14 protein-coding genes, 1 tRNA gene, 1 other RNA gene and 1 pseudogene are annotated in these 17,977 nt (G+C 50.1%); 13 read left to right on the top strand and 4 right to left on the bottom strand.

Translation table 11 applies throughout. From position 1 onward, the window contains the following. Positions 1 to 37 precede the first annotated feature (37 nt). The 4 genes from pstB (at position 38) to Q1Y74_RS01015 (ending at position 3,108) form a co-directional block, all read left to right on the top strand. Complete coding sequence (gene pstB, locus Q1Y74_RS01000; protein ID WP_300811831.1) at positions 38 to 799, top strand: phosphate ABC transporter ATP-binding protein PstB; 762 nt, start codon at positions 38 to 40, stop codon at positions 797 to 799. 36 nt (positions 800 to 835) lie between these two features. Then, positions 836 to 1,522 carry a phosphate signaling complex protein PhoU gene (phoU, locus tag Q1Y74_RS01005; protein ID WP_300811832.1) on the top strand — a complete coding sequence of 229 codons (687 nt, stop codon included), beginning with the start codon at positions 836 to 838 and terminating at the stop codon, positions 1,520 to 1,522. Between the two features lie 392 nt (positions 1,523 to 1,914). Continuing rightward, positions 1,915 to 2,520 carry a riboflavin synthase gene (locus tag Q1Y74_RS01010; RefSeq protein WP_300811833.1) on the top strand — a complete coding sequence of 202 codons (606 nt, stop codon included), beginning with the start codon at positions 1,915 to 1,917 and terminating at the stop codon, positions 2,518 to 2,520. 51 nt (positions 2,521 to 2,571) lie between these two features. Next, positions 2,572 to 3,108 carry a nitroreductase family protein gene (locus Q1Y74_RS01015; protein WP_300811834.1) on the top strand — a complete coding sequence of 179 codons (537 nt, stop codon included), beginning with the start codon at positions 2,572 to 2,574 and terminating at the stop codon, positions 3,106 to 3,108. An 874-nt stretch (positions 3,109 to 3,982) separates the two neighbouring features. Here the strand turns inward: Q1Y74_RS01015 and Q1Y74_RS01020 are convergent. Further along, positions 3,983 to 5,302, bottom strand: coding sequence for a YhjD/YihY/BrkB family envelope integrity protein (locus Q1Y74_RS01020; RefSeq protein ID WP_300811835.1), 1,320 nt, complete (start codon positions 5,300 to 5,302; stop codon positions 3,983 to 3,985). A 50-nt stretch (positions 5,303 to 5,352) separates the two neighbouring features. After that, an RNA gene (rnpB, locus tag Q1Y74_RS01025) (RNase P RNA component class A) lies at positions 5,353 to 5,770 on the bottom strand. Positions 5,771 to 5,881: 111 nt separating this feature from the next. On the opposite strand from rnpB, the gene Q1Y74_RS01030 reads away from it, so the two are divergent. The 7 genes from Q1Y74_RS01030 to Q1Y74_RS01060 all read left to right on the top strand — a co-directional run bounded on the left by Q1Y74_RS01030 (position 5,882) and on the right by Q1Y74_RS01060 (position 11,881). Then, entirely contained in the window at positions 5,882 to 7,093 is a 1,212-nt protein-coding gene (locus Q1Y74_RS01030; protein WP_300811836.1) for an NlpC/P60 family protein, read from the top strand. Positions 7,094 to 7,284: 191 nt separating this feature from the next. After that, a complete protein-coding gene (locus Q1Y74_RS01035) occupies positions 7,285 to 7,770 on the top strand; it encodes a DUF4890 domain-containing protein (RefSeq protein ID WP_300811837.1) in 486 nt (161 codons plus the stop codon). Between the two features lie 376 nt (positions 7,771 to 8,146). Continuing rightward, entirely contained in the window at positions 8,147 to 8,701 is a 555-nt protein-coding gene (locus tag Q1Y74_RS01040) for a DUF4738 domain-containing protein (protein WP_300811838.1), read from the top strand. A gap of 40 nt (positions 8,702 to 8,741) precedes the next feature. Continuing rightward, positions 8,742 to 9,419 carry a response regulator transcription factor gene (locus Q1Y74_RS01045; RefSeq protein ID WP_300811839.1) on the top strand — a complete coding sequence of 226 codons (678 nt, stop codon included), beginning with the start codon at positions 8,742 to 8,744 and terminating at the stop codon, positions 9,417 to 9,419. Continuing rightward, positions 9,416 to 10,687 carry a HAMP domain-containing sensor histidine kinase gene (locus Q1Y74_RS01050; RefSeq protein WP_300811840.1) on the top strand — a complete coding sequence of 424 codons (1,272 nt, stop codon included), beginning with the start codon at positions 9,416 to 9,418 and terminating at the stop codon, positions 10,685 to 10,687. Before Q1Y74_RS01045 ends, Q1Y74_RS01050 begins: the two co-directional genes overlap by 4 nt. A 201-nt stretch (positions 10,688 to 10,888) precedes the next feature. Further along, positions 10,889 to 11,326 (top strand): PepSY-like domain-containing protein, encoded by a 438-nt coding sequence (locus Q1Y74_RS01055; protein WP_300811841.1) that lies wholly within the window; start codon positions 10,889 to 10,891, stop codon positions 11,324 to 11,326. 54 nt (positions 11,327 to 11,380) lie between these two features. After that, positions 11,381 to 11,881: a PepSY-like domain-containing protein gene (locus Q1Y74_RS01060; protein ID WP_300811843.1), complete on the top strand. Its 501-nt coding sequence runs from the start codon at positions 11,381 to 11,383 to the stop codon at positions 11,879 to 11,881. A gap of 125 nt (positions 11,882 to 12,006) precedes the next feature. On the opposite strand, the gene Q1Y74_RS01065 is transcribed toward Q1Y74_RS01060, so the two are convergent. Further along, positions 12,007 to 13,218, bottom strand: a complete 1,212-nt coding sequence (locus Q1Y74_RS01065) for an L-serine ammonia-lyase (RefSeq protein WP_300811844.1) — start codon at positions 13,216 to 13,218, stop codon at positions 12,007 to 12,009. Between the two features lie 94 nt (positions 13,219 to 13,312). After that, a complete protein-coding gene (locus Q1Y74_RS01070) occupies positions 13,313 to 15,835 on the bottom strand; it encodes a Smr/MutS family protein (RefSeq protein WP_300811845.1) in 2,523 nt (840 codons plus the stop codon). 131 nt (positions 15,836 to 15,966) lie between these two features. On the opposite strand from Q1Y74_RS01070, the gene Q1Y74_RS01075 reads away from it, so the two are divergent. Then, a tRNA-Ser gene (locus Q1Y74_RS01075) sits at positions 15,967 to 16,051 on the top strand. A 274-nt stretch (positions 16,052 to 16,325) separates the two neighbouring features. Further along, positions 16,326 to 17,502: pseudogene (locus tag Q1Y74_RS01080) on the top strand (site-specific integrase). Positions 17,503 to 17,977: the final 475 nt, after the last annotated feature.

Consider the following 17,977-nt stretch of genomic DNA (forward strand, 5'->3'; position numbering starts at 1 on the left):
AATATGCAACGATGTTACGAAAAATAAATGAAACGATATGGCAAATTTGAACAAAATAGATACTCAAGACGTGAACTTCTGGTATGGGGATTTCCATGCCTTGAAGGGAATCACCCTGGGGATTGAGGAGAAATCTGTAGTGGCTTTCATCGGCCCTTCCGGGTGTGGCAAATCCACTTTCCTGCGTCTGCTCAACCGCATGAACGACCTGATACCCGATACCCGCCTGACGGGTAAAATTCTGATAGACGGCCAGGATATTTACGGAAAAAACGTGCGGGTGGATGAACTGCGGAAGAATGTGGGCATGGTCTTCCAGCGCCCCAATCCCTTCCCGAAAAGCATTTTCGAGAATGTGGCTTATGGCCTTCGGGTGAACGGGGTGACGGATGCAGCCTTCATCAGGCAGCGTGTGGAGGAAACTTTGCGGGGAGCTGCCCTGTGGGATGAGGTGAAAGACAAACTGAAGGTGTCCGCCTACGCCCTTTCGGGCGGGCAGCAGCAACGTCTTTGCATTGCGCGCGCCATGGCGGTGTCGCCTTCGGTGTTGCTGATGGACGAGCCGGCATCGGCTCTCGACCCTATCTCCACGGCCAAGGTTGAGGAGCTTATCCACGAGCTGAAGAAGCAGTACACCATCGTGATCGTTACCCACAACATGCAGCAGGCGGCCAGGGTCAGCGACCGCACGGCGTTCTTCTACATGGGCGAGATGGTGGAGTATGGCGATACCAAAAAGATATTTACGCATCCTGATAAAGTGGAGACGCAGAATTATATTACAGGACGCTTCGGATAACAGAATCATCAGTAACTAACATAAAAGAATGACATTATGGTAAAATTTATCGAATCGGAACTCGTCTTGTTGAAAAAGGAAATAGACGAAATGTGGACTTTGGTGTACAACCAGCTTGACAGGGCAGGAGAGGCGGTTCTCACCCTCGACCGCGAACTGGCCCAGCAGGTACTGGTGCGCGAACGGCGCGTCAACGCCTTCGAGCTGAAGATAGATAGCGATGTGGAGGACATCATTGCCCTCTACAATCCGGTAGCCATCGACCTGCGCTTTGTGCTCGCCATGTTGAAAATCAATACCAATTTGGAACGTCTGGGCGACTTTGCCGAAGGCATAGCCCGTTTTGCCATCAATTGCAAAGAGCCTGCGCTGGATGCCGAGCTGATAAGGAATCTGCGTCTGGAGGAAATGATTGGTCAGGTGCTTTCCATGCTCGAGCAGACCAAAAAGGCTTTGCAGGAGGAAAATCAGGAACTGGCCACTTCCGTTTTCGTCAAGGACAATTTGCTGGACGAAATCAACTCCAATGCCGCCACAGTACTGGCCGATTACATCGCCAAGCATCCGGAGAACGCCTTGCCGTGTCTGAATCTGGTCGGTGTCTGCCGAAAACTTGAACGTTCTGGCGACCATATTACAAACATTGCAGAAGAGATTGTCTTCTTCCTTGATGCCAAGGTTTTGAAGCATAGCGGCCGTACGGATGAACAATATCCGCAATGACAGTCGGTGACTGAAGTTTTTATGATATTTTTAGGCTTATATGAAAAATAGTCTTATATTTGTCAACTGAAAACGGGTTTAAATATGGAGAAATGCTTTGAAATGATAACAAATCCAAATGATTTCTCAAAAATATGTTATATGACATGTTTTTTAATTTGGCTGGTATCACTAAAAGCCCCTATATTTGCACCGTTATCCTGAAAACAATCTTTTTACCTTAAAAAAAACTAATACCTATTGAAAACTGAAAAGGAGGCTTTGTGAAAAGCTTCCTTTTTTTATGCTTCCCTGTGCCCATAATTTTTGGCCTTCCGATGTGCGAATGTGGAAAATATCACGTACTTTTGTGGAGTTAACTTTTACCGTAACTTTATCAGACAATCATTATTATGTTTTCCGGAATTGTAGAAGAATGCGCCACGTTGGTGGCAATGGTCAAGGAACAGGAGAATGTGCACTTTACCTTCACCTGCTCTTTTGTAAACGAACTGAAGATAGACCAGAGTGTATCTCACAACGGCGTATGCCTGACCGTGGTCAGCATCGAGGGTAATACCTATACGGTAACCGCCATGAAGGAGACCCTGGACCGGTCCAATCTGGGACTGCTCAAGGTGGGCGATGAGGTCAATGTGGAGCGCAGCATGATGATGAACGGACGCCTGGACGGGCACATCGTGCAGGGACATGTAGACCAGACGGCCACCTGCATCGGCCTGCAGGATGCCGAGGGAAGCTATTACTTTACCTTCCGCTATGCCTTCGACAAGGAAATGGCCCGTCGGGGATACATCACTGTGGACAAAGGCTCGGTGACGGTGAACGGTGTCAGCCTGACCGTATGCAATCCTACTGACGACACCTTCCAGGTGGCCATCATTCCCTATACCTTCGAACACACCAACTTCCACGCCATCCGCGAGGGAAGTGTGGTGAACCTGGAGTTTGACATCATTGGCAAGTACATCAGCCGCATGATAGAATACGCCAAGTAGAGAACACGAACCATGAGTCCTACAACCGACTGGCGTCCGTATACAATGACAATGGATTTTCTTCAACTGGCCGCTTCCCGACAAAGTGACAGGGCATACGATACAGACAAACCTGTAGAACCGGAAAAGCTGGAACGCATCTTGCAGGCAGCCTGCCTGGCTCCCTCGGCCTGCAACGCCCAGCCGTGGAAGTTTGTGGCCATAACCGACCCGGAGCTTGCAGAGAAGGTAGGCAGGGCAACCGCAAGTCTGGGCATGAACAAGTTTGCACGCAATGCGCCTGTCCACATTCTGGTGGTGGAGGAATCGATGAACGTCACCTCCTTCCTTGGAGCCAAAATCAAGGATAAATATTTCCCTTTGATAGACATCGGCATTGCTGCCGCACACATTGTCTTGGCTGCCGAGAGCGAAGGGCTGGGCTCTTGCATTTTGGGGTGGTTTGACGAAAAGGAAATCAAGAAGCTGACAGGCATACCCGCCAATAAGCGTCTCCTGTTGGACATTACCATCGGCTATCCCGCCAAGGAAAAGCGGAGGAAGGCCCGCAAGCCGAAGGACAAGGTCGTGTCCTACAACCACTACTGACCGCTCGGTCATACCTAATCCGGGAGCGGATTATGAACCGGATGCAGGAGTCCTTGTTGAAAAGATAAATTGAGGCCGTTGGGAGGTTCTTGTTGTACTTCTCAACGGCTTCGTTTTTAAAAATCGGTCTGAAAAGCCATGTGCGTGTGTCATATTTTATACACTCCGTACAGTTACGTTCTCTCCGTCATTAGCCATTCATCACCGGTTTTTTCATCCAATTGAAAATGTTGTGAATGTCATAAAAATACTTGCAAAAAGTTGCTTTAGGAGACTTTTTGCTGACATGACGTTTTTATGAAAAGCGCTTAATAAGAGCCGGAAGGGTACTTGTAGAATGTCGGGTGCTGCCACCATGCAAGCGTCGTCCGTCTACAATGCTTGTTCCGTCCACTCAGATTGCTTGTTCCGTCCGAGCAAATTGCTTGTCCGAAGCGTGCAAAAATGCTTGTCGGGTATGCCCCAAAGCCTTCTTGCGACCTGCGGGGAGGACCGTTGGCTCTTCCAAAGTGGCTTTGGAGAGTTGTAAAGTGGGTATTTCTCGTCTTTGGAAGCCGTTTTTTTCTCTCTTTCAAATGTAAGGATTTTGCTATCGTCTTGCCATGCAGATAATTATGGAGTTCCGCTTCCGTTTTTTCGTGCAAGCCTGCCGGAAGGCCGAAAAAACGGATTCTCGCGCATTAGGAAAGTCAGAGTGTCAAAATGTAAATGGAGGAGATGGCGGGCAATATGCCAACTATAAGTTCATGCAGGTTGGGGCAACTCCGGAACTTGAACTCTGTTTTCCGTTTCCTGTTCGTTGAAGTGTATCAACATGGGGTTTCGGACCGAACCGAATGCCTTCCTTGTTAACCGTTAATCGCCGAACGGAAAATTACAGGTCCTTCAGCAGCACTTCCCGGGAGTTTTTGTAGTAGTCTTCGCGTGCCCTCAGCAATGCCTTCCATTCCCCCCTGAACTCGTGGTCTTTGTCTATCTTGAAATCTTCCGAGCCGTGGGTATAGAGACGGTCGAGCAGCATGGCTACATTCAGTTTGTTGATGTCGATGGAAGGTTGGTAGGCGATGTCTTCGCTTTTCTCGTCGGTCACAACTTCGTGCAGCAGGCCTGTCTCTTGCAGCTCGTAGAGCACCTGGTGGGTGAGGCGGACGGGTATCTGGCATTCGGTGGAGATTTCTTCGGCCGTATAGGGCTTGTCGCCTTTCTCAAAGCGTTTGGCAATGATGGACATGATGAGTACCGCCACGAAGTCGCGGAAGCGGCGGCTGATGTTGCGCGTATCCTTGTCGAAGTTGAAGTTGTTGATGTTCTGCCCGGCGTATGTCAGTTCGGCTCCGAAGAGGCAGATGGTCCACGAAATCTGCATCCACAGGAGGAAGAGCGGCAGGGCGGCAAAGCTACCGTAGATGGCATTGTAGCGCGACACCCACAACTGGCTGCTGATGTAGAGGAACTGGAAGGCCTGGTGGGCCGTTCCGGCCAGCACGCCCGCAATGAGCGCGTGTTTCAGCTTCACCTTGGTATTGGGCATGAACACGTAGAGGGCCGTAAACATACCCCACGAGAGGACGAAAGGGATGAGGCGTATGAGGAATTTGCCCAGAGGGGCCAGCAGGGTGAAATCTTCCACGTTCTTCACCATGGTGCTCATGAAGATGGATAGACCGCCGGAAACCACAATCAGGATGGGCATCAACAGGAGCATGGAGAAGTAGTCTGTAATCTTGCGGTACATGCTGCGCGCCTTCTTCACCTGCCAGATGCGGTTGAAGGTTATCTCCATGCTGTTGATCAGGTTCAGCACCGACCAGAGCAACATGATGAGACCCACTCCGATGAAGACGCCGCTCTTGGCCTGCGCCAGGTAAGAGTCTACAAGCTGGAAGATGATTTCTGTGGTTTCGGACGGACCGCCAAACCCACTCAAAATCTGACTTTCCATCAGATTGTCGAACCCGAAGCCGCGCGCAATGGCAAAGACAATGGCCAGTATCGGTACAATGGCCAGCAAGGTGCTGTAGGTCAGGGCGGCGGCTTTGTTGACGATGCGGTCTTGGGTGAACCGGCTCACGCAGAGATAGATGGTCTTGATGATGTTATACAGGGAGAAGGTTGTCTTGGTAACTTCGTCCTCCGTGATACGCCAGATGTCGTACGTGAGGAATTTCCAGAGAGAGGCGATGCGCTTGTTCATATTCTTGAGTCCACCGGTTAGTTTCAGCTTGCGAAGTTTGTCAATAATAAGAAAACAGTCGGCCTGTAAGCCGGGTTCTGTTCTTGCCGGACAGGAACCGGATAAGGCTTTTTTTATATGAAAACAAGACTGCCCTCCGTTTTTGTTCCGCCCCTCAAGCGTCTGCCATTTATCTGAACCGCATGTCACCACGACGGCTTTAGCGGTCTACCCTCCGACATGGAGCGAGCAACTCTCGATAGCGTCGGTTTACATGACCTTACAACTCCCAAGACGCACAGCCCTTGTGTCGCCACAAGACTGGTAGGCTCTTACCCTACCTTCTCACCCTTACCGGGGAAGCCCGGCGGTTGTTTTCTTCTGCGTTACTCTACCCTCGCGGACAGCTTTCTGTTAGGAAGTGGGATGCTCTGTGTTGCCCGGACTTTCCTCCTGCACGGGTGTGCAAGCGGCAGACCGGCCGACTGTTTTGTCCGGCAAAGATAGGAAAATTGTTGCATAATTGCGGAAAGAATGTAGGGTAATTCAATTTTATTTGTAGCTTTGCTTTGACAAATTAACTCTCTAATGCTTTTACCGATGATAAAATATGTCTCTTTGCTCTGTTTCTTCTGCCTTTTTGTTTCACAGGAACTGACTGCTTCCGTAGGAGGCGAACACCCGCTGCCTGCAGACATCCGTCTGTTGTCAGACAGTTTGAAGCGGTTTTATGCCCCCGACCGCCGGGTGGCGCTGTTCGATGTGGACTATGCCTGTGCAGGCAAGAACGTGATGCTGCGGGGTGAAGTTACTTCGGCCGCAGCCAAAGCGGCCTTACTCGGCGGACTGGAAAAAGCTGGCTATCGGGTGATGGACTGCCTGCAATTGCTGCCCGACGAGGCCGCATTGGAAGGGAAAACCTACGGCGTCGTGAATCTCTCCGTCTGCAACATCCATGTAAAGCCTGATTTTGCTTCCGAGATGACCACGCAGGCGCTGCTGGGCATGCCTGTCCGCATCCTGCAAAGAGACGGCTGGTACCGCATACAGACGCCGGACAACTACATCGCTTGGGTGCACCACGCAGGAGTCTGCCCCATGACTCGCGAGGAGCAGGCGGACTGGAACCGCGCGGAGAAGATTGTGGTAACTGCCCACTACGGTTTCGTCTATACCCGGCCGGACCGCCAGTCGCAAACGGTCTCGGATGTAGTGGCGGGCAACCGACTGAAGTGGACAGGTACGCTTGGCGCTTTTTATCAGGTGGCTTATCCCGACGGACGAACGGGCTATATTCCCAAAGCAGTATCGATGCCTGAAAAGAAGTGGCGGGCTCGTTTGCAGCAAGGGGCGGACGACATCATCCGCACGGCATTCACCCTGATGGGAGTGCCCTATCTTTGGGCCGGCACTTCCTCCAAAGGGGCCGATTGTAGCGGCTTTATACGCACGGTGCTCTACCTGCATGATATCATCATCCCGCGCGATGCCTCTCAGCAGGCTTACGTAGGCGAACACATTGACATAGCCCCCGATTTCAGCAACCTGCTTCCGGGAGACCTGGTATTCTTCGGCCGCAAGGCGACACCGCAACGAAAGGAGAGTGTGGTTCATGTGGGGCTTTATTTGGGCGACGGGCGCTTTATCCACTCACAAGGCGATGTCCACGTCAGCAGCCTCAATCCGGCCGATCAGGACTACGACGCCTTCAACCACGGGCGCCTGCTTTTTGCTACCCGTTTCCTCCCCTTCATCAATAAGGAAACTGGTCTGAACACGACCGACGCCAATCCCTATTATCAGAACAAATAGACCTTGTGCAATGTCTCCGATGAGTCCGGTGACGAACTGTCGCTCTTGGTCCGTTAACATAGATTTCGCCCTCATTTTTTATGTTAAAGCCTTCTGGCCGAGTTAAACTATTCATTCTTCCTTGCGTCATACATACGTTGCAACACTCAATAGGTATAAATATATGACAGTAATTTAAAACGAAAAGAAAGATGAAAAGAATAGCTTTATTATCAGTGTTTGCCCTTTTCGTGGGCGGTATGTCAATGATGGCTCAAGACGCACCTCAGCACCCCCGTCGCGGTAATGACGCACCCGACCCTAAAGTGGTAGCAGAACGCATGACGGAACGGATGGCAAAGGAATACTCTCTGAACGATGAACAGAAACAACAGCTGCTGGAAGCAAACCAGGCGTTGATGGAGAAAACAGGAAACTTTCGTCACGCGTCCCGGCGCCGTCCGCATAAAGGTGAGGCAAGACCGGAAAGAAAGGACAGACCCCAACTGACCGACGAACAGCGTGAACAGCGGAAGGCTGAATTTGAAAAGAGGCGTGCAGAAATGGAAACAGCCCGTAAGGACTATGAAACCCGCCTGCAAAGTATCATGACAAAAGAACAGTATGAGGCCTACAACCAAAAGCAGAAAGAGCGTAAGGCCAAGATGGAAGAACGGAAAAAAGACAGAAGAAAATAATACAGTCCGTGCGTAAAGAAAGAGGACGTATGGTTATGGGGATATCCCACCTTCCCGCGGGAAGCCGTAACCGTCCGTCCTCTTTCTTTCTTTTTCTATGCACATCTGGATTTGGGACGTGGCGAACGGACACTGTTCGCTTCAGGCAGAAATGGAATGCTTTGCATTTATCACAGTACGCCTGTGACGCCATCTCATTTCGTCTTTGATATCATCATTGAACGGCAGTGAAAGGGTGTGAATATATCCATTGCTTCCACAAGCTGCCTCACTCCCAATGCCGGAATCCCCTTTTTCTTAGGTTTCATTTGTATATTTCCAGCCGTTTTCGTTCCTTTGCTCCTCATTTTGGGTAGAACCAGTTTAAAAAAGAACAATGAACAAGCACTTTTTTTTATGGATATGTCTTGCAAGCCTGTTATTGTCGGCTTGCCATTCGTCTCAGAAAGACAGTCAGAATACCTCGGCAACAAGCTTGGAGGACAGCATTGCCAAAGCTGGCCCACAGCGGATGCAGGTATCTGACATCAAGACTACTATTACCTATCAAGGAAAGGAATACTTGTCCGCCGTCAGAAGACAGCCGGACGAAAGCCTGCCCATCGTGAAGAACGAACAGGGCGAGAAGTTTGTAGACAACCGCATCTCTCTGCGCCTCACCTGCAACGGGCAGGTCGTTGTGAGCAAGGTCTTCACCAAAGAGACCTTTGCCTCGCTGGTGGATGCCCAGTTCTTGAAAAACTCCATCCTCGAAGGATTGGTCTTTGACAAAACCGCCCCCGAAGGAATTCTCTACGCCGCCAGTATCTGCTATCCGCAGACCGATCTCTACATTCCTCTTCGCATTACGGTCACCGCAGACGGACAAGTGTCTCTGGCTAAAGAAGAACTGATGGAGGAACCTTACGTAACGGAAGAAAAAGAAGAATAATTCCAGATTCTTTCCAGAAAGCCGACTTACCTTTGATTCCATGAAAATACTGATTGTAGAAGACGAGCAGGACTTGCGGGAAACCATCCGCACCTCGCTTCAAAAAGAAAAGTTCGTCGTAGAAACTGCTGCCGATTACTTCTCGGCGCTGGACAAGATTAACGATTACGACTACGACTGTATTCTGCTGGACATTATGCTGCCGGGCGGAAGCGGACTGGATTTGCTGCGCGAACTGAAACGCTTGCGTCGGAGCGACAGTGTGCTCATCATCTCAGCCAAGGACTCGCTGGACGATAAGGTAGACGGACTGGAACTGGGCGCGGACGACTACCTGACCAAGCCTTTCCACCTGGCAGAGCTGAATGCGCGCGTAAAGTCTCTGATACGCCGCCGCATGGCGCAGGGAGATACCACTTTGACCGTAGGCAACCTGCAGCTCTGGCCGGACAAGCGTCAGGCTGCCGTGGAGGGAACATCTCTCCAACTGAACCGCAAGGAATTTGACCTGCTCTACTACTTCGCCGTCAATCCCAACCGTGTCATCAACAAGATGAGTCTCGCAGAATCCGTCTGGGGCGATAACATCGACCAGGCAGACTCATTGGACTTTATCTATTCGCAAGTAAAGAATTTGCGGAAGAAACTGAAACAGGCCGGAGCAACGGTAGAACTGAAAGCGGTCTACGGTTTCGGCTACAAACTCTCTGAAGTATGAAGCTGCTGCACTATACCTACCGCAAGCTCTCATTGCTGCTCTTTCTGCTGATGGCGGTGTGGGGAGTGCTGTTTTATTGGACTATCATTGACGAAGTGGTGGACGAAACGGACGATACATTGGAGAACTACAGTAACATCCTGATAAATACGGCACTGCACGATCCTTCCATCCTGGAGACCACAGGCACTCTGATGTCCTTCTATACCTTCCGTCCCATTTCTGAGCAGGAGGGCAGACACTACCGGGATGTGTTCTATGACTCGGAGGTTTACATTGAAATAGAAGACGAAGATGAACCGGTGCGGGTGATGCGCACCGCCTTCCGTATGCCCGACGGGCAATACTACGAGCTGACGTTGATGATTTCCATCCTGGAGCGCGACGACATGGTTGAAGCCATGCTCTGGTATCTGGGTGCCCTGTTCCTGTTGTTCCTCATATCCACCTCTATCGGCATCCGGTTGATTCTGAGGGGTGTGTTCCGTCCCCTTCACCGCCTGCTTGAATGGCTGCACAGCATCCAACCCGGCAAGGAAGTGCCGCCACTGGACAATCCGTCGAACATACGTGAGTTCCGCCAGTTGAGTGAGGCGGCTGTAGACATGGGAAATCGCAGTTATAAGGCATACGAGGAGCAGAAGCAGTTCATCGAGAATGCCTCACACGAACTGCAAACTCCACTGGCCATTGTCCGTGGCAAAGTGGAACTGCTGGCAGAAAGCGAATCTCTGTCCGAAGCACAAATGAAAGAACTGGATGCCATCTATTCCACCTTGGGCAGAGCCATCAAACTGAACAAATCACTGCTACTGCTCTCCCGCATCGAGAACGGGCAATATGCTGAAAGCGAAGACGTTTCGGTGGACGAACTGCTGGATACCCTGCTGCCCGACCTGATGGACATCTATGAAAGCAAACAGATTCGTCTGTCCAGGCAGTATGGCGAACGTCCTTTCATCATCCGCTGCAACCATTCGCTGGCCCAGATACTGTTGTCCAACCTGATAAAGAATGCCTTGCTGCACAACCGGGAAGGTGGCCTGTTGCAAATCGTCACAACTCCAGTCTCGCTCACTGTCAGCAATACAGGAGAAGCCCCACTGGACCCGGACAAGCTCTTCAGACGTTTCTATCACAGCATGGACCGCAAAAAGGATTCTACCGGGTTGGGACTGGCCATTGCACAGACCATTGCCCGTTCGTCCGGTCTGAAACTGACTTACCAATGGGAAGAAGGGATGCACTGCTTCCGGCTGGGAAGGTAAAGCTTGGGCTCTCGACTCCTAAAAAGCGGATTCCGTTCCTTTTTCTTGTTAAATATCCCCAAAAAGCCTGTAAACTTCCTTTATTCCTAAATCTTTCCTGATTCTCTGTCGTTATTTGCGCATAAAAGGGATGAAGGCAAGGGCATCCGACTCCTTGCCGGACTTCCGGAATCCATTATTAACACTTAACAGATAACGATTATGAAGAAAGTTCTATCTTTGCTCGTGATGGCTCTCGTGGCCGTTCAGTTTGCTTTTGCAGACGATGTCATTACACAGGATGTCAACCAACTGCCGCTGACAGCCCGCAACTTCATCAACCAGTACTTCACCAAACCTCAGGTAGCCCATATCAAAATTGAAACGGACATTCTGAAGAACAAAAAGTACGAAGTACTGCTGACTAACCGCACCGAGATTGAATTCAACTCCGAGGGAAACTGGACAGAAGTAGATTGCAAGAAGAATGCCGTACCTGCTGCCTTGATTCCCGTATCTGTCAAGGAATATGTACGCCAGAACTTTCCGCGCGAGAGCATTACCAAGATAGAACGCAAGGGAGGGGTGGAAGTGGAACTGACCAATGACTATACGCTGAAGTTCAATAAGAAGGGTCAGTTCGTTGGCATGGATGACTGATTCGGAATAGTATAACAGACAACAATGATGAACCTGCCTAAACCCCGACCGAAGATGAAACATCTGATGTTGGCACTCTGTTCCGCTACCGTTCTTCTGCTTGGCTCTTGCAGCAACGGCAGCGAAGACGAACCTCAGATTGCCGTTCCTGAGAAAGTGTCGAAAGCGTTGAAAACCAAGTATCCGTCCGCCAGTCAAGTGGTATGGAGGATGTCCGGTACACACTATGCTGCCAACTGCCGGATGGACGGCAGGGAGATGGAAGTATGGTTCAATGCCGCAGCCGTTTGGAAACTGACCGAAGTCTCCATTACCTGGGAAGGCCTGCCAGCCCTTGTTTGGACTGGATTCAACGACGGCGCCTATGCCGGATGGACTCATACGGCAGCCTTCTGGTTGCAATATCCAGTCAACCCTCCCCAATACGTGCTCAGTGTGACAAACGGTGGGGAGGCAGTACAACTTTTCTATTCGGCGGACGGACATTTGCTGCAGACGCGTGCCGTCAGCGGAAAGGAAGGAAGCCAATGGCCCATCAACGAGATTGCTGACTGATAAGGAATGCCGTTCCCAAGCACTCACACTCCCACTGCGATAAGTCCTTGTTGGGCATTGGGGAAAGTTCTTAATGAGGCTTGAGAACGGCAGACTATAACATTCTAAAGGGGCTGTATTCTTTTTTACATGGGTTTGTAGTCTTTGGCCAGTCCTCCTTCACTGGTTTCCTTGTAGAGTGAAGGCAGGTCGTTGCCTGTCTGTTTCATTACGTCGACTACCTTGTCGAACGACACGCGATGCATACCGTCGGTGAACGATGAATACAGATTGGCGTCCAGCGCACGGGCGGCGGCGTAGGCATTGCGTTCGATACAGGGAATCTGAACCAGCCCGCATACGGGGTCACACGTCATGCCAAGGTGGTGTTCCAGTCCCATCTCGGCCGCATACTCTATTTGAGCCGGGCTTCCACCGAACAGTTGGTTGGCGGCTGCCGATGCCATCGAGCAGGCGGTTCCTACTTCGGCCTGGCATCCGGCTTCGGCACCGGAGATGGAGGCGTTCTGTTTGACGATGTTGCCGATGAGGCCGGCTGTGGCCAGTGCGCGCAGGATGCGTATGTCACTGAACTCGCGGCTCTTCTGCAAGTGATAGAGCACGGCTGGCACCACGCCGCACGAGCCGCAGGTGGGAGCCGTAACAATGGTTCCTCCGGCAGCGTTCTCCTCGCTCACGGCAAGGGCGTAGGCAAACACCAGTCCGCGTGACTGAAGTGATGCCTTATATCCGCTGGCGCGTATGTAGTAGGTCGAGGCTTTGCGGCGCAGATTTAACGGGCCGGGTAGGACACCTTCGTTGTCCAATCCACGGCGGATGGCGTCTTTCATTGTTGTCCATACTTCGGCCAGATAGTCCCAGATGTCACTTTCCTCACATTCCTTTACGTATTCCCAATAGCTTTTTCCGGTGCGTTCGCACCAGTGCAGTATTTCGGTCAGGTGATTCATCTCATAGACGTCGGGTGTATTGACCGATGTGTTGCCATCCTTTTCTTCAGCCAGTGCGCCTCCGCCTACGCTGAATACTGTCCATGAATCGGTTTCTTTGCCTTCTGCGTCAAGTGATATGAACTTCATTCCATTGGGGTGGAAGGGCAGGAAGATTTTCGGCTCCCAGATGATTTCTACCGGTGCGGCCGGCTGTAGAGTTTCTGTGATGGCCACGTTGGTCATGTGTCCTTTTCCTGTGGCAGCCAAACTGCCGTAGAGGGTTACTTTGAACGAGGCGGCTTCAGGATGCCGTTGCAGGAAAATTTCGGCGGCTTTGCGCGGGCCCATTGTGTGGCTGCTGGACGGGCCTGTGCCGATGCGATAGAGTTCTTTGATTGATTTCATAAGTAGATGTCAGGGCTACGTATATTCTTTGTAATCAGTTCTTTTGTTTATTTGAGTCTGTAGGCTATAATCTTACGTATTTATATTGTAGCTGTTATAGGTCTACCACTGTGATGCCGGCACCGCCAAACTGCACGTGCTCGTCTTGAAAATGACGGACTCCGGGTACGGTTTGCAGGTACTGGCGGATAAGGGTACGCAGGATGCCTGTGCCCGTGCCATGCAGGATACGTACGCGTGAGACACCTACCAGTATGGCATCGTCGATGAAGTAGGTGACGGCCTGTAAAGCCTCGTCGCCCCTCATACCGCGCACGTCGATGTCTTGTTTGAAGTGCAGCTTTTTTTCGTACATGCTGTCCTGTGTCTGGCTGCTGATGAAAGTACTTTTGGTCGGCACGTCGGCCTGACGCGGTTGGGCATTGGTCCGTTCCAGACGGTCTATGCGTATGGTTGTCTTGATGCTGCCGAAAGCTACGACAGCATTCTTTCCGTTCACTTCCATCACTTCGCCTACGGTAGTTTGTCCTTTTATTTTAACAGTCGCTCCTGGTACGATGGCTGCCAGACGTTCAGCCTCCAGTCGTGCCTGGCGTGCAGCCTGCTCTTCGGCAGACAAGGTAGTGGCTTCGCGGCTTTTCTTTTCCTTCTTCCGGTTCTGCTTCTCCTTCAGTTTTTCCATCTTGCGGGCAATCTTATCTTCCTGCTCCTTGTCGGTCAGCACTTCCAGAGACTCCTTGAAGTCGGTCAGTTCCTGCCGCGCCTGACGGGTCTTCTCCTTTTCGGCCTGCGTTTCCTTGATGGTGCGTATGGTGTTCTCAATGCGGGCGTTGGCTTCCTGCATCAGCTGTTCTGCTTCTTCCTTGGCATTGCGCAGAATTTCCTTGCGCGACTTCTGCAACTCTTCCATCTCGGCCTGATAGCGGGCAATGGTTTCTTCCATCTGCTTTTCGCGTTGGCGGATGTTCTGCCGTTTGGTTTCCCAATAACGCTTGTCGCGCACAATGTCCTGCAGGTATTTGTCGCTTTGGATGTACTCGCTGCCTACTATCTCAGAGGCGTCGGCAATGACGTCTTCCGGCAGACCAATCTTGCGGGCTATCTCGACTGCGAACGAACTGCCCGGATTGCCTATCTGCAACTGGAAGAGGGCCTGCATCAGGTGTCGGTCGTACAGCATGGCGCCGTTCACCACTCCTTCGTGGTTTTCGGCAAAGTGCTTCAGGTTCTGGTAATGGGTGGTGATAACGCCGAACGTCTTTTTCAGGTTGAAACGCTTCAGCACGGCTTCGGCGATAGCGCCGCCTATCTGCGGCTCGGTTCCTCCACCAAACTCGTCAATCAGGATGAGGCTGCGTTCGTTGCAGTTCTTCATCATGATTTTCATATTGGTCAGATGCGAGGAGTAGGTACTTAAGTCGTCCTCGATGGACTGCTCGTCGCCAATGTCGATGAATATACTGCTGAAGATGCCGGCACGGCTGCGTTCGTGCATCGGGATAAGCAGTCCGCACTGCAACATGTATTGTAGCAGCCCTACTGTTTTCAGGCAGACCGACTTTCCGCCGGCGTTGGGTCCGGAAATGATGAGAATGCGCCGTTGTCGGTTGAGTTCAATGTCAAGCGGCACTACTTTCTTGCCGTGCTTGGCCAGCGACAGTTGTAGCAGCGGATGTACAGCCATGGCCCAATCTATAATCTGTTCGTTTTCGAGTGCCGGTTTCAGAGCAGCTGTCTGTTCGGCAAACAGGGCTTTGGCGCGGATAAAGTCAATCTCGGCCAGGAACTCGTAGGACAGAAGTACGTCGGGTATCGAGGGCCGCAACAGGTTGGAGAACTCTGTTAGGATGCGGATAATCTCGCGCCGTTCTTCACCTTCCAGTTCGCGGATGCGGTTGTTGGCCTCTACTACTTCTGCCGGTTCTATGAATACAGTCTTGCCACTGGCAGATTCATCGTGCACTATACCTTTAATTTTTCGTTTCAGGGCGGGCACGACAGGAATCACCAGTCGTCCGTCGCGCATGGTGGGCGTGACGTCTTTGTCGACAATGCCTTCCGACTGTGCATTGCGCAGAATGCTGTTCAGTGACCGCGAGATGCTTCCCATAGTGCTGGTCAGTTCGCGTCGGATGCGTGCCAGTTCGGTGGAGGCATTATCTTTTATTTTGCCATAGGGAGACAGAATTCCGTTGATTTTCGCTATCAGTTGCGGGAATACGGTGATGTCGCCCGCCAGTCTGCTCAGGCTGGGGTAGGGGGACGTTTCTTCGTCATCGCTTTTCACTTGCAGGAACCTCACAATGTCCCGAATGGTTTCCAGCGAACGGCGGAGGTCGAACAGTTCCTGTTCATCCAGGTACATTCCTTCAACGCGAATGCGCTTCAGTGACGGACGTACATCGAAAAAGTATTGGGCTGGAAAGTTGTCTTCTTCCCGGATGATACGGACGAATTCACCGACCTGTTCCAGCTTTTCTTCTATTTCGTTAAAGCGGTCGGAGAACCCCATATCGTCAACTCTCTCTTCTCCCAGCGTACTTAAGCACTTCTCTTTCAGTATCTGGCGTATTTGGTCAAAACCTATTTTTTGTTCAAAGTTCTGTGGATATATCATTGGCTTAACCTAATTTGGAGACAAAAATACGATTAATTCATGAAAAAATACCTAATGTGTTTGCAGAATTAAAAAAGATTCGTACCTTTGCAGCGCTTTAAGAGAAAAGCTAATCCGGAATTGGTAATATTGGAGAGGTGGCAGAGTGGTCGATTGCGGCGGTCTTGAAAACCGTTGTACCGCGAGGTACCCGGGGTTCGAATCCCTGTCTCTCCGCTGAACGTATCGGACAAAACCGGACAACGAACAGACAAGTCCCACAAATTCAATGATTTGTGGGACTTTTTTTATCCCCTTATGTCTGCCTTAAAGTACACCATTTCGCCCCTTAAAGACAAAGTTCGTAACCTAACTCGTACCCCCGACAACTAAAAGCATAAAGGGGGTACAGATTGTCTAAAATTGGCGAAGTCTTGTCGCTATTTGGCTTGTCTGCATAAAGCTCATTTTGAGTGAATTAAATTAGTTTTGTAATCTAAAAAATGAGTTTATGAAAAGTACGTTTAGCATCTGTTTTTATGTCAAGAAAGACAAACAGAAAGCCAATGGCATGTACCCCATTTTTGTGCGTATAACAGTGGACGGGATTGCAAGCCGTTTTAATACAAAGTTGGATGTATCTCCTGATATATGGGATGCCAAAGCAGGAAAAGCAGTCGGACGCTCTGCGGAAGCCGGACGTATTAATCGAATGCTGAGTGACATAAATGCTTCACTGAATACCATTTATCATGAAATGCAACGGCGTGATAACTATGTTACTGCTGAAAAGGTGAAAAATGAGTTTCTGGGACACAGCGACAACCATGAAACCATTCTTGCCCTGTTTCAGAAACACAATGACGATGTGAAGCAACTGATAGGTATTTCCAAAACAAAAGCTACTTATCAAAAATACGAAGTGACCAAACGTCATCTTGCCGAGTTCATTCAACGCAAGTACCATCTTTCGGATATATCCATAAAGGAAATAACCCCAATGTTCATTACCGATTTTGAGTTGTATTTGCGTACAGCTTGCAAATGTGGCTACAACACGACCGCTAAATTCATGCAATTTTTCAAACGTATCATCATTATTGCTCGTAATAACGGCATATTGGAAAAAGACCCGTTTGCCAACTATAAAATCCGGTTAGAGAAAGTGGACAGGGGGTATCTGACAGAAGACGAAATAAAAATCATCCTCAAAAAGAAGATGGTTTCTGAACGGTTGGAACATGTCAGGGACTTATTTATCTTTTCCTGCTTCACTGGCTTGGCATATAGTGATGTGGCAAATCTGCGTGAGGAAAATATCCGTAAGTCATTTGATGGCAAACTTTGGATAATGACGAAACGACAGAAAACGAACACAGATGTAAATGTTCCCTTGCTGGATATTCCCAAGATGATTTTGAAGAAGTACAAAGGCAAATTGCCGAATGGCAAGATACTTCCCGTTATCAGCAATCAGCTTGCCCGGCACACGTTCGCCACGACCACCACGTTGGCAAAGGGCGTACCCATTGAAACGGTGTCCAAGATGCTGGGACATACAAATATTGAAACGACCCAAATTTACGCCCGCATAACTAACAGCAAGATAGGCAACGATATGCAAGGGCTTGATAAAAAATTTGTTGGTTGTTGGAATTGAGAAGATTTACAAGGAAATCGCTTTATAATCAGTTGGGGGTATCACAAAATGTGATGCCCCCAACTGACATAATTCAATTTTTCGTTACCTATGACAAACCGGAAACAGACAGGTAACGGTTTTGGTAACGAAATACCTTATAATAGATTGTATTCCAATAAATAGCATCCATTCATCTTGCGGGAAGTCCACCGGGCTACCCGCATTTCTTATATCCTTTTCCTCCGGCACATTCCCCGAAACGCCAGCCGTGCGGGGCATGGCTGACTGTTTTTCGTGAAAAGAGCCTTTGGAAACCCGCACAAGCGTATCGAAAGACGGGCTTCCGACACCCTTGCCTTTCCCGCCCGCTTTGTAAAGTGTTCCCTATCAGATGAAATGGAACAAGAACTTTTATCCCGTTTCCCTATCGGTAAACCCTCCCCCTTATGCAGTCCCCCAGCCGGGAGGTCGTTTTTCACGTTTCAATAGGCAAAGGTAGCTACGGGGGCTTTTGGCTCTGC

This window comes from uncultured Bacteroides sp. (assembly GCF_949298305.1).
Classification (GTDB): Bacteria; Bacteroidota; Bacteroidia; order Bacteroidales; family Bacteroidaceae; genus Bacteroides.